This is a genomic window from Aquimarina rhabdastrellae (assembly GCA_947387485.1).
Taxonomy (GTDB): Bacteria; Bacteroidota; Bacteroidia; order Flavobacteriales; family Flavobacteriaceae; genus Aquimarina.
Genome location: CANDNT010000001.1, coordinates 1,013,046 through 1,026,143, shown reverse-complemented (window position 1 = coordinate 1,026,143; position 13,098 = coordinate 1,013,046). Strand labels below are relative to the sequence as shown.

Annotated in this window: 14 protein-coding genes and 1 riboswitch; of the genes, 1 reads left to right on the top strand and 13 read right to left on the bottom strand. The window is 32.1% G+C overall.

Annotated elements, in window-relative coordinates:
- Nucleotides 1–107 precede the first annotated feature (107 nt).
- The 12 genes from ACYEKI_RS04125 to ACYEKI_RS04070 form a co-directional block, all read right to left on the bottom strand.
- Entirely contained in the window at nt 108–647 is a 540-nt protein-coding gene (locus ACYEKI_RS04125) for a porin family protein (RefSeq protein WP_459209898.1), read from the bottom strand.
- A gap of 204 nt (nt 648–851) precedes the next feature.
- Entirely contained in the window at nt 852–1,571 is a 720-nt protein-coding gene (locus tag ACYEKI_RS04120; RefSeq protein ID WP_459209897.1) for a YebC/PmpR family DNA-binding transcriptional regulator, read from the bottom strand.
- A 72-nt stretch (nt 1,572–1,643) separates the two neighbouring features.
- Entirely contained in the window at nt 1,644–1,934 is a 291-nt protein-coding gene (locus ACYEKI_RS04115; RefSeq protein ID WP_459209896.1) for a 4a-hydroxytetrahydrobiopterin dehydratase, read from the bottom strand.
- A gap of 54 nt (nt 1,935–1,988) precedes the next feature.
- Entirely contained in the window at nt 1,989–2,783 is a 795-nt protein-coding gene (locus ACYEKI_RS04110) for an ABC transporter ATP-binding protein (protein WP_459209895.1), read from the bottom strand.
- Nucleotides 2,780–3,811, bottom strand: a complete 1,032-nt coding sequence (locus ACYEKI_RS04105) for a FecCD family ABC transporter permease (protein WP_459209894.1) — start codon at nt 3,809–3,811, stop codon at nt 2,780–2,782. The genes ACYEKI_RS04110 and ACYEKI_RS04105 overlap by 4 nt, the downstream gene beginning before the upstream one ends.
- Before the next feature lies 1 nt (nt 3,812).
- Nucleotides 3,813–4,982, bottom strand: a complete 1,170-nt coding sequence (locus ACYEKI_RS04100; RefSeq protein ID WP_459209893.1) for an ABC transporter substrate-binding protein — start codon at nt 4,980–4,982, stop codon at nt 3,813–3,815.
- On the bottom strand, nt 4,982–5,557 hold the full coding sequence (gene cobC / locus ACYEKI_RS04095; RefSeq protein WP_459209892.1) for an alpha-ribazole phosphatase: 576 nt from the start codon (nt 5,555–5,557) through the stop codon (nt 4,982–4,984). Before cobC ends, ACYEKI_RS04100 begins: the two co-directional genes overlap by 1 nt.
- Nucleotides 5,542–6,309: an adenosylcobinamide-GDP ribazoletransferase gene (locus ACYEKI_RS04090; protein ID WP_459209891.1), complete on the bottom strand. Its 768-nt coding sequence runs from the start codon at nt 6,307–6,309 to the stop codon at nt 5,542–5,544. Before ACYEKI_RS04090 ends, cobC begins: the two co-directional genes overlap by 16 nt.
- Before the next feature lie 3 nt (nt 6,310–6,312).
- Entirely contained in the window at nt 6,313–7,353 is a 1,041-nt protein-coding gene (cobT, locus tag ACYEKI_RS04085; RefSeq protein WP_459209890.1) for a nicotinate-nucleotide--dimethylbenzimidazole phosphoribosyltransferase, read from the bottom strand.
- A gap of 13 nt (nt 7,354–7,366) precedes the next feature.
- Entirely contained in the window at nt 7,367–7,870 is a 504-nt protein-coding gene (locus tag ACYEKI_RS04080) for a bifunctional adenosylcobinamide kinase/adenosylcobinamide-phosphate guanylyltransferase (protein WP_459209889.1), read from the bottom strand.
- A gap of 187 nt (nt 7,871–8,057) precedes the next feature.
- A complete protein-coding gene (locus ACYEKI_RS04075) occupies nt 8,058–8,459 on the bottom strand; it encodes a DoxX family protein (protein WP_459209888.1) in 402 nt (133 codons plus the stop codon).
- A gap of 19 nt (nt 8,460–8,478) precedes the next feature.
- A complete protein-coding gene (locus tag ACYEKI_RS04070; RefSeq protein WP_459209887.1) occupies nt 8,479–9,102 on the bottom strand; it encodes a DsbA family protein in 624 nt (207 codons plus the stop codon).
- A gap of 221 nt (nt 9,103–9,323) precedes the next feature.
- Nucleotides 9,324–9,532, top strand: a riboswitch (cobalamin riboswitch).
- A 79-nt stretch (nt 9,533–9,611) separates the two neighbouring features.
- On the opposite strand from ACYEKI_RS04070, the gene ACYEKI_RS04065 reads away from it, so the two are divergent.
- Nucleotides 9,612–11,558: a TonB-dependent receptor plug domain-containing protein gene (locus tag ACYEKI_RS04065; protein WP_459209886.1), complete on the top strand. Its 1,947-nt coding sequence runs from the start codon at nt 9,612–9,614 to the stop codon at nt 11,556–11,558.
- Between the two features lie 66 nt (nt 11,559–11,624).
- Here ACYEKI_RS04065 and ACYEKI_RS04060 read toward each other — a convergent pair whose 3' ends face one another.
- Nucleotides 11,625–13,082: a S41 family peptidase gene (locus ACYEKI_RS04060; RefSeq protein WP_459209885.1), complete on the bottom strand. Its 1,458-nt coding sequence runs from the start codon at nt 13,080–13,082 to the stop codon at nt 11,625–11,627.
- Nucleotides 13,083–13,098: the final 16 nt, after the last annotated feature.

Below are 13,098 nucleotides of genomic sequence, written 5' to 3'. Positions count from 1 at the left end.
CCGTGAAAGATGTTAAATAAATACTAAAAATGGATAATATATGCAAAATGAAAACGGTGAATTTTTGTACAAAATTCACCGTTTTGTGTTATGTTTTGAAAAAAATATTAGAATTTATAACCAATTCCGATATTAAGGAAGTTTACTCTACTTTTAATATCATCACTACCAGAACCTGTATAGTAATTATTTAATTGTAGATGATATCTAGCATCAACAAAGAAGTTGTCTAAGAACTCGTAACCTACACCTGCTCCTAAAGCGATATTAAACTTTGTAAAATCATCTGATATGTCTTCTAATGTATATGTGATTTGAGGACCAGCTTGTAGGTTGAATCCAGAATCACTTACAGGGTAGAATTTTGCCATTACAGGAAGTTGTAGAAAATCTGTTTTGTTTCCATCTTCACTGATTTGTGTAAATGTAAGTTTAGGTTCGATACTAAACTTTTCATTTAATTTAAATTCAGCCAAAGCACCTAAAAAGAATCCAGAAGAACCCTCAGATTCATCAATGTTTCCAGCTTTAAGTTTAGCTGTAGCATTAGCATATCCTGCTGTAACACCAAAGCGGATGTCTTCTTGAGCGTTCATACTAACTAGGCCTAAAACCATAAATAATGCGAAAAATGTAATTTTCTTCATAATAAAATTTGATTGAAATTAATATTGATAAAACGGCAAGTTCAATTACTGTACCATTATATGATATTTACGAATGTAAAATAATGTGGATAGTGATTATTTAAGATAAGAAATGATTGATGATGAAATGTAATATGTTGATGATGAATGTTTAATATAGAAAGGGTTTATTGTTAAAATAAACCCTTTAAAAATTTATATAATTTATTCAGCAGTAGCTTCCATAGAGTGATATACGTTTTGTACATCATCGTCTTCTTCGATTTTTTCAAGAAGTTTCTCTACATCTGCCATTTGCTCTTCATTAAGTTTTTTTGTTACTTGAGGGATACGTTCAAATCCAGAAGATAAAATTTCGATATTACGACTTTCTAATTCTTTTTGGATAGTACCAAAACTACCAAAAGGAGCATAGATTAAGATTCCATCTTCATCTTCAAAGATTTCTTCTGCACCATAATCGATAAATTCTAATTCTAATTCTTCAGGGTCGATACCTTCAGCATTAATTCTAAAGTTACAAGTGTGGTCAAACATAAATTCAACAGAACCAGAAGTTCCTAAGTTTCCATTACACTTATTAAAATAAGAACGGATATTAGCTACAGTTCTATTGTTGTTATCTGTTGCTGTTTCTACTAAAATAGCAATACCATGAGGCGCATACCCTTCAAAAAGTACTTCTTTATATTCTCCTTGATCTTTATCTGAAGCACGCTTGATAGCACGTTCGATATTATCTTTAGGCATGTTTGCGGCTTTTGCATTTTGAATCACCGCTCTTAATCTAGAGTTGGAATCTGGATCAGGACCTCCTTCTTTTACCGCCATTACGATATCTTTACCAATACGTGTAAAAGTTTTGGCCATTGCAGCCCAACGCTTCATTTTGCGCGCCTTTCTAAATTCAAAAGCTCTTCCCATAATTTATATTTAATTACTTAATGCAAACATAATATAGAATGCATTTTTTTACAAATACTTTTTGTGAGTTTTTTAGACTTCTCCCAAAATTATTTGATCTATTGTTCTTGCAAGTTTAAAATCCTTTTCGGTTACTCCTCCTGCATCATGTGTCTGTAAGCTTATTTGAAGTTTATTATAAACATTAGACCAATCTGGATGATGCCCTTGAAGTTCAGCTTCAAATGCTATACGAGTCATTACAGAAAAAGTATCTTTAAAATCTTTAAACTCTATAGTAGTGTGAATAGCATTGTCATTGTATTCCCATTCATCAAGTGTTTGCAATTGTTGTGCAATTTCTATTTCGTTAAGCTTTTTCATTTAATGAGAGTTTTATTAATTGAATTATTTATAAGATCAAAAGTAATCAAAGATTCATGATTTGATTTTAAATCTACCTGATATATTGTCAAATTGAATAAGATCTTTTGGGAAAAGTGTATTAAAACTTTGATTTTTAATATGCTCTTGAGGCGTCCCAGTTTCTATAGTACCTGTATTCATAATGATCATTTGATCACAAAGTTGTATTGCAAAATCAATTTCATGTGTAGAGCATAAGATTGTTTTTTGAGTTTGATGTGCTAAACGACGTAATAAGTTAAATATATATGCTTTGTGATAAAGATCTAGATGTGTCGTAGGTTCATCTAATATTATTAAAGGAGTATCTTGAGCAATAGCGCGAGCAATAAGTACTTTTTGTAATTGTCCATCACTTAACTCATAACATTTTTTATAGACCAAATCTTCTATTTGCGTAAGTGCAATTGCATTTTTAATTTGTTGAAGATCTTCTTGCATTAATGTACCAATCCAATTAGTGTAAGGCTGTCTTCCTAATACAATCAGTTCTTGAACTGTTAAGTTTTTTGATGGAATAGCATCAGTTAAAACCAGACTTAGTTTTGTAGCTAGATGAGAAGGAGTATAAGTCTTCAATTCTGTATCCTCCAAAAGAATTTGACCATCTAGCGCGGGTTGTACGTTTGATAAAGTTCGTAATAAAGTAGATTTCCCTACTCCATTGCGACCGACAAGTGCTACGAATTCCCCTGCATGTAATTGCATATCAAGATGAGAAGCAATTACTGTTTTCCATTTCTTTTGGGTATATCCAATAGAAAGGTTTTTACAGCTTAGAACAGTATGTGTCATAGATGAATTCAAAACAATAACTTTCTTTTTCGTATTAGTAACCAAATAACAATAGGAGCACCTATAAGCGATGTAATAGCATTAATAGGTAAAGTATACTCACTATTAGGTAATTGTGCAATACTATCACAAATAAGCATAAGAATGCTTCCTAATAAAGCTACAGCTAACAATAAAAATTTATGATTTGAGGTATGAAATATTAATCGTGTAATATGAGGAACGGCTAAACCTATAAAAGCAATAGGCCCAGTAAAAGCAGTGATGCTTCCGGCTAGTAAGCTAGTTGCAATGATAATAAGGAAACGACTACGTTTAATATCAACACCTAAACTAGAAGCATAATTTTCACCTAATAAAAAAGTGTTTAACGCTTTTATACAGTAAATAGCAATGCCTATCCCTAAGATAAATGGGATGGTAAAAATGGAGAGTTCTTCCCATGAAAGATTTCCTAGACTACCAAATCCCCAAAAAATGTATTGTTGTAATTGCTCTGCTGGAGCGAAATAAGATAAAACGCTCACCATACCAGAACTTATACTACCAAACATAAGACCAATGATCAAAATAGCCATAGTGTCTTTAACTTTTGATGCCACTAATGTAACGGTAAAAAGTACAACCAAACTACCAATACTAGCAGCAATGACTAATCCCCATTTTGATGCTAATAGGCCTAAAGTAAAACTACTAGTTGCAACCGAAGTAAGAACAAGTAAGGCGACGCCAAGACTGGCTCCAGAACTAATTCCTAAGACAAAAGGACCAGCTAATGGATTTCTAAAAAGAGTTTGCATTAAGAGACCAGAAATGCCTAGTCCACTACCTACAAGTATAGCTGTTAAAGCTTTGGGTAAACGATAAGAAATTACAATGTGTTTCCATGATAATTTTGAAACAGGAGCATCGATAAGACTATTAAAAATTGCTTTAAGCGGAATATTTACAGAACCTAGGCTAATATTAGCGAAAAAGCAAAATAGGAATAATAATCCTATAGCTAAAAAAGTAATGCGATATGACTTAAAGCTGTCCAAACTATTTTAATCGTTTAAAAAAGTAGGAGGTATATTCTGGTAAAACTTCAGGATGAACTATTTTGATAATATCCTTAAGGATTAAATCAGGTCGCATAGCTCCTAATTCATAATAGAGCAATCCGCCAGAAGGACCTACTTTTAATATGGGGGAATATACATTTTTATTTAGATATGCATCAAATAACTCATATTTGGTATTGCTTTGTTGCATATCATTTAATGATTTAAAATACCCAGAATCTATCCAGAATTGTGCATTTTGAGCTTTGTCTAATACTTCTTCAAAGCTTAACGCTAAACTTCCTATATCAGTGTTATCTGCCCAGAGATAATGTGTATTTGCATCTTTATAAAATGTAGCTGCATAACTATTTCCCCCAGGAACATACCAGATGTCTTTAAATAAATTACCAGATAATAAAGTTGGTTGACTTTTTGCATTTTTGGCAAGAGCCGTAGCTTTAAGATATTCTTGTTTTATCGTAGTAAAGATTTGAGAAGCTTCTTCTTTTTTATCAAAAAAAGCAGCGATAAACTTAATCCATTCTACACGACCTAAGGGATGTAATTCTGTCCAAGATCCATTATAGATAACAGGAATTCCAGCCTTTTGTATAATGTCAAAAGATTTTGTTTCACCTGCAGTCGAAAAACCAATAATTAATTCTGGAGCTAGATCTAAAACAATTTCGGTATTTAAGTTACGATCATCTCCAATATCTTTTATTTGTCCATTAGCAACCAAATTCAGTACCTTTTCTGATGAGATATAAGCAGTATTAGGAAAACCGATTAACCGATCCTCTATTTTTAAATATTCTAGTACAGGAATATCTGTTGTAGACGTTATAATGGTTTTTTCGATAGGAGTAGGAATGTAAATAACATCTTTTTGCAGCTTAAGTTTAGGCTTAGCTTTTGCTTTAGGATATAAGATGTATGTAAAAGCACGTTGTGCATTAGGCCACGGATTAGTGACTGTGATTTGCGTATAGTTATCATAATACTGAATATTAAACCCTTTTGCATAATCTAATTGTTCAGTAATACTAACTTTATCTGAAGTTGTAGTAGCTGAAGAACTTTGTTTTTTGCAAGAAATAAATGTGAAAAATATACTTAAATAAGCTATATATAGTGTTTTTATATAAAATCTTTTCGTAATCATTAGTGCTTATTTTGTGATGTAAAAGGTGATATAATATCTAATTGTTGTTGATCTATTGAGATTTTAGAGATTTGCCCATAAGCAACAGGAATAGAAAAAGAATCTTTTAAGTCGATCTGTTGTAAACTTGCAAGTAAAGCTCTGATAGGACCAGCGTGTGATACTACAATAATGTTTTTTGCAGTGCTAGATTTAAGTTCGTTAAAGAACTCCATAACGCGTTTATGTAGTGAGATATAGGATTCACCATTAGGAACTGGATATGTTACAAAATTTTTCATCCATGGATCTAATTCTGATTTAGGAATGGAATCCCAAGCTTGTAATTCCCATGAACCAAAATTAAGTTCTTTTAATCTGTTATCTTGAATGACAGGTGTTTTTAAATCCTGAGCAAGAAGTGTACATCGTTTTAACGGACTACTATATACTTTGTCAATAGTAGATAATGGTAAATGTGATTTAAGGATAGCAATCTCATGTTTAAAATCAGCCGTAACACCTATATCAGATTGTCCATAGCAAATTCCTTTTTCTATGTCGGGAGTAGTATGTCTAATTAGATAGATATCCATGATAATAGTATAAGTAAACTTAAATAGAAAACAACTTCGCTTAATTGTTGTACAGCACCAGCACAATCTCCTGTTTGGCCACCAATCCATTTTTTGAATTTTGCTGCCAAAAACATTTTTGAGAGATACATCGGAATTAAAGTTAAAAATATCCAATAATTGTCAAATACTAAAAATGGTAGTAAACCAAAGCACATACTGATAAATAATGATTGTGATGACATTGAAGTTGCAGTAGGTTTGGCTTTTGCATCATTGGTATCTCTTACATAAGGATGTGTATAAATTAGAGTCGTAGCAATAAAGCGACTACTGCTATGACCTGCAATGATAATCCACGGTAAAATAAGAGGATTAAGATGAGTTAAAGCACTGTATTTGATCGCTAGAATAGCAATTAAACCTATAGTACCATAAGTGCCTAATCTTGAATCCTTCATAATGAGAAGAATTTTGTCTTTGGCCCAACCTCCACCAAACCCATCACAAACATCAGCAAAACCATCTTCATGAAAAGCTCCTGTTGTATAAATAGTACTTATGATACTTAGTAAAATTGCAATTTCGTTAGGGAGAAAGAATGTAGCTCCATAATATACTCCAGCGCCTATACTACCCACCAAAATACCTATTAAAGGAAAATAACGTGTACTTAACTTAAGGTAATCAGGATGATGAACAGCCCATTTAGGAACAGGTATCCTAGTAAAAAAACTAAGAGCAGTGAAGAATATATAGAGTTCTTTTTTCACAAATTATGCTTTTTCTGAAACACCAGCTTGTTCAAAACTAGCCATCTCGTTTAAAAAACTTACCGAAGCTTGCAATAAAGGAAATGCTAAGGCAGCTCCAGTTCCTTCACCTAAACGTAATCCTAAATTTAATAAAGGCTTTCGATTTAAGAAATTAAGCATTTTTTGATGTCCTTGTTCACCCGAAGAGTGTGCAAAAACACAGTAGTCTAAGATTTGTGGACTTATAGCATGAGCTGCTAGAAGAGCAGCTGTGACGATAAAACCATCAACAAGAATAGTCATTCTTAATTCGGCTGCTTTTAGCATTGCCCCTGTAATCATAGCGATCTCAAAACCACCAAAAGTGGCAAGTTTCTCAAGAGGAGTTTCGAGAGTGTATTGATGATATACTTCAGAAAGTATTTGTTGTTTTTTCTGTATAGCTTTAGGAACTAAACCTGTACCAGCACCAACACAATCTTCTATAGAAGTGCCAGTAAACGCTGCCATCAATAGTGCAGCTGCAGATGTATTTCCTATACCCATCTCTCCAAAACCAATAGTATTACAACCTTGAGTATAGTGCTGTAGACATATTTCGGCACCTTTGTTAATAGCAACCTTGCATTGCTCTAATGACATGGCAGCTTGTTCTTGATAATTATGAGTTCCTTTGGCTACTTTAGCATTAATTAATTGAGGAATGGATTCAAAATCATGATTTACTCCAGCATCTACAATATTAAGTGTGATAGCATTAAGATTACAAAAAGTATTAATTGCTGCACCACCTTGTATAAAGTTGTAAACCATTTGTGTAGTCACTTCTTGAGGATAAGGATTAACTTCTCCTTTTTGAGCAATACCATGATCTCCAGCAAAAACAACTAAAGAAGGTTTATTGATTTTAGGTGTTGTAGTTTGTTGAATTAAACCTATTTGTAAAGCAATTTCCTCTAAAGTACCTAATGCTCCTATGGGCTTGGTTTTTGTATCAATTTTATGTGTTAACTCTTTGTATAAAGGAGTATCTCTATGTATAGTATCAATAGTAAAATTCATAAAAAGATAATTTTTATTTAATAGGTACCGGAATTCCAGATACCATTAATACAGCTTTATCAGCATGTTGTGCTATATATTGATTCATCCAACCTTGAAGTTGAGTGAATTTTCTACCAATTTCTGTTGTAGCATGACCTCCCATACCGATTTCGTTAGAAATGATAATAAGCGTAGTATTTAGTTTACGCATTTTATCAAAAACAGTTTTGGCTTGAGCCAAAGATTCTTGCACATCATTTTGAGTATCTACAAAAAAATTAGTTAACCATAGTGTAACACAATCAACAACGATCACAGCATCATTAGGAATACTTTTATCTAAGAATTTTTCTTCTTCAATTGTAGTCCATCGATCATCTCTATCATTAATATGACGTTGAATACGCTCTTTATGATTGTCGTCCCATATACGAGAAGTAGCGAGATAAAAAGGAGTATCTGAAAGTTGTAAAGCCAAATTTTGAGCATAATTGCTTTTTCCAGAACGTTCTCCTCCCGTGATATAATATATCATATTCTTGATTAGAATTGGTGATCCAAAAATATAAAAAAAGTGAAGAAGTAGATATACTTTATCCACTGAGAAAAAATCAGTAATAAGAATATTATAGAAAAGAGAAATGATAACCAATCTTAATAAGACTAGTTATCATTATATGATTAAGAGTTTTCTAATCGTATAGAAAACTTATTTAATGAGATTAATCCCAAGTATTTGTTTTTGAAAATGCATATTTACCACCTCCAGTATAGAATAAAGCAATGCCACCAAATAAGAAAAGTCCTAATAGCTCAACAGCCCAACCACCGTGTGGAGAAAGTGTGAAGATTTCTGCAGAGTGTACCATTAACATAGCAAAGAGCATGGTAAAAGATAGTAAAAGAGCTGCTATTCGAGTTCTATATCCAATAATGAGTAGAACGGGAGCGATAACTTCGCCAAAATAAACACCATAAGCTATAAAAGAAGGAAGACCTGAAGCTTCTAGTGTACTTTCTATGAAAGATACTCCAGAAGAAAGTTTAGCTATCCCGTGAAACAGCATTAATATACCTAAAGTTAAACGTAGTATAAGAATACCTAAATCAATATTTTTTTTCATAATTACGAATTTTTAAAAGTTATATTAAAATTTGTATTGTTTGTGTCATTTCAGTAAGATTAAAATAACCAGAAGCTAAAACCTTTTTTTGACCATCTATATCTATAAGAAGTGTAGGGAATCCAGAGACCAAATTATTAGAAAGATTAAACTCAGTTGTAGTATTAGTTATATTAGTATTAGAAAGCCAATGTGCTTTAAAAAAGTCAAGATCTAAATTTAAACGTTTGAGTATAGGTATATAAGCTTCTAATTGGTCAAGTCGTTTTCCGTCTTTAAATATGGCTTTTTGAAGAGCACTAGAAAATGACAAAGCCTTTGATGGATTTATTTCTTTGATTAGTGTAATAGCGCAGCTAGGTTCAAGACTACTAAAAGTGTATGAAGAATCCTGAGTAAGCGAATAAAATAAAGGAGTAACTTGAGCTCCTGTAGTTGCTTCCATTCTAGGGGCATGTGTTTTGATAAAATCATAAAGTTGAGAACCACCTATAGGTGCATTAGGAGGTAACCACATCCCTCCAACTAATATTTCAATATCAATACGGTCTTGAAATGTTAATTCTAGAGTGCTAATGTTTTCACTATTTCCATAGCACCATCCACAATGAACATCCATGATGTAATATAATTTCTTCGTCATTAATTAAAATAGTTTTATAGCTATTTAATAGCTATTAGGATATATTAAATATAAGTATAAATGTATTATGATAATAAGTCTAAAAATTTGAGCAAAAATAAATTGGAGTATTCATAGAAAAATTGAACTAGTTCAATTAAAGTAAATTCTGAAAAGAGAAATTTAAACTGAATTAGGACTGAATATCAATTTGAATTTGGGGAAATCCTTTTTTTAGTACTACTTTTGCGCCGAATTATGGTTTTATCGCTACAATTCTGTAAAGATAAATTAAAAGGGAATCAGGTGTGAAACCTGAGCTGTTCCCGCAACTGTAAGCTAAGTTCTATAAGAATGGTTATCTATAACTCAAACCCACTGTTTGTTTTTTTAACGGGAAGGGAATAGATAAGACGCAAGCCAGGAGACCTGCCATTGTTCAATATTTCAAACTTTCGGGATAAAAGTTTGAGTATGCGAGACTGCATACTTTTTTCCTGAGGTATTTATTAATGCAATAAATCTTAAAGATGAACAAAAAGATTTTTTATGGGGCAGCAATTTGGCTGTTGGGGTCTTCTGTACTTTTTGCACAAGAAAGCACAGTAGAAGAAAAAGTAAATGAATTAGAAGAGGTGGTTATCTCTGATGCTAAGATTAAACTAAAAAGAACAGAAAGTGGTAAAGTGATTACTAAAATCACTAGTCAAGAATTAGAACGTAGCCAAGGACAGTCGGCAGCGATGATCTTGAATCGTGTTGCAGGTATCGAAATTAACGGAAGTGATAGTAATGCTGGGCAGAACTTAGGATATTATGTAAGAGGAAGTCGTAACCGTCAAGTAGTCATTCGTATTGACGGAATTACAGTTAGTGACCCATCGTCATCTGCAGGAGATTTTGATTTACGATTATTGGCGGTAAACCAAATCAAAGAAATAGAAATTTTAAAAGGAGCTTCTAGTACCTTATATGGGTCTGGAGCTAGTGCAGCAGTAATTAATATTACAACCAAGAATGCAGGGAAATCAGCTATAGCTGCAAATTTTTCTACGAGTATAGGTACAAATCAATCTCAAGAAGATCAAGATTATGATGCTAGAGAGTTTTTTAACTATGCTGCTATTCATGGTACATTAGGACGGTTTGATTATCAAGCAAGTTTTGGTAACCAGTATACAGACGGACTTTCTGCTGTAGAAGCTGAAGGAGCAAAAAGTGACCCTTTTTCAAAATATAATGTATTGGCAAAAATAGGTTATACATTTTCTAATCGTTTTAAAGTACAGGTATTAGGAAACCTAGATAAATATAGAGCCGATTTTGATAATGGAGGGTTAATCGATGGAGAGAATCGTAGCGAAAGTAGACAGTTGCGTATAGGTAGTAATTGGAAATATACCTATGCTAATGAAAAAGGAAGTATTAATTTTATAAACAGTTATGCCGTACTAGATAGAGAAATCGATTCTGATTTTCCTACAGTATATGATAGTAAAATACATACATTTGATCTGTATAATACATATAACTTTAATGATGTATTACATACAGTTATAGGGGTAAATGGATCAAATAGTGATTTTAGTTTACAAAACATTCCTTTTGGCGAAGATTCTTTAAGAGAAACGATTAACTCAGATGATGCAGATTTTGATATAGTAGATCCATATTTAAACGTGGTGTATACTTCAGATTTTGGATTAAATATTAATGCAGGAGCACGATTAAATATACACAGTGCTTATGGAGAGCAAGTAGTTTATAATTTTAATCCATCGTATACATATAGTTTCGGGAATAATTATATCAAAGGATTAGCTTCATATAGTACTGCTTATATTACTCCGTCATTATTTCAATTATACGATACCGCTTTTGCTTCAGGGAATCCTGATTTAGATCCTGAATCAAGCACAACAATAGAAGGAGGAATTGAATTATCTCACCAAAAGAAAGCTAGAGTTAGTGTAGTATATTTTAATAGAGCAATCGATGATATGATTATTTTTGATTCAACTACTTTTAGTAATATAAATGCAAATGATGAGGTAGAAGTTGATGGGATTGAGGTAGAAGTAGGCACTAAATTTTTTGGAGATAAATTATCTGTAAATGCAAATTATACGTATACAAATATTGATAAACTAACAGACAATATCCGTATTCCAGAACATAAGATTAATGCATCATTAGGATATGCTTTTGGAGAAAAGACATTTACGTCGCTTAGTTATCAATATAATACCAAAAGAACAGATACTGATTTTTCTAATGTGGATCCAGTAACTTTTGCACCTACGCCTGTAGAATTAGATGCTTTTGGTGTTTTAGATTTTTATATCAATCATAAAGTTGGTAAACATCTGGTATTATTTGGAGGAGTAAATAATATCACTAATGAAGATTATCAAGAAATTTTTGGGTTTAATACTAGAGGACGTAATGTTAAAATAGGGTTAGAACTGAATTTTTAAGTGTTAAGTTTATAAGAAAAAAGCTCCTTAGAACTAAGGAGCTTTTTTTATATCGATAAGAATTGACTAAAAATCTTTACGATTAATAGAAAAGTCATATTCTTTATACATTTCTTGATCTAGTAGATTATTCATTTTTGCATCTCCCAGTTGTTCTCTTTTTTGAGTATTATAGATAACATTTGATCTACGAGAGACAATTTGATCAATTGCAGCAGCAAGAAGTGGTTCAGTTTCTTCACCTAATATTCCTAGGTTTTCAAAATCTTCTCTAATTTCAACATCAGGAGTTAACCCATCTATAAAGCCTGTAACACCATCTGCATTGGCACTAGTTAATACTAGAGGTTGTAAGGCATAAAAATGTCTGGGATTAACACCTTGTCTACCAAAATCACTAGAATCATATAAGGTAATAGAAGCTTGGAACTTACCAGTTGTAGTATCTCCTATGGTCATTACATTAATATAAGGATCAAGACCACTTATTACCAATTCACTAGCAGAAGCACTACGCGAAGAAGTGATAATAAAAATACGACCTAAATTTAAGCTGTTAATAGCAGCTCCTGTGCGAATAGTATTATTGAAATAATTTGTTAATCTATCAGGGTTGTTTTCTTCTAAAATAGCTTGGATATCAGGATTCCATTGTTCCGTAGAAAATAGTTGACCATTAAATTGACCTGTAATCATGCTTGCTAAATCAATAGCAGATTCAACAGAACCACCACCATTATATCTCAAATCCAAAATAAGATCTGTAACTCCATCGGCTCTTAATTGTCCAAAAGCATTATTAAGCTGTTCGTCAAAATTACCTACAAAAGAATTATAAAGAACATAACCTATTTTTTGACTATTTACAGTTAATGTTTTTGCAATATGAACAGGATTTTCTGTTAATTCTACTTTTGTTAGAGAAACTGTATCGTTTAAAGGGGTTAAAGTAGCATTACTTAATGTAGCTAGTCCTATAGTATAAGTATCTGGAGCAATAAGCTCTCTAAAATTAGTATCAGTGAGTTCTACATCATCTATACGGTTAAAAATTACCCCACGTTGCAAACCTGCGGCAGCAGCAGGAGAATTAGGAATAACATAACGTACATAACCAAATACTTGACTTGAATTTTCTGATAATCTTACTAAGCCAAATTCCATTCCATTGCTCTTACTAATACCAGCAAAAGAATTTTCTAGTTCTCTATAATCAAGTGTTCTAAAACTAAAGCGATCAAAGCTAGTTACTAAACCATTAAAGAAAAGATCATCTGCATTTTCAAAAGTACGTAAATACTCTTCATATTCTCCTTGAGTAGCAAAGCGATCATTTGCTAGATCAGGATTATCTGGTTTGTATAAATAGAAAGCATTCATAGCTTTCCATACAAAATCTTCTATTTCTAAATCATTAGGGTCATTAAAATTAATAAGGGAAATAACATCATCATTGTCTTTAAAACAACTACTTATAGAAAGTGTAACAACAAGTAGTAAGGTAATTTTTTTAAGGAATTTCATTCTTTTTCTCAATTTT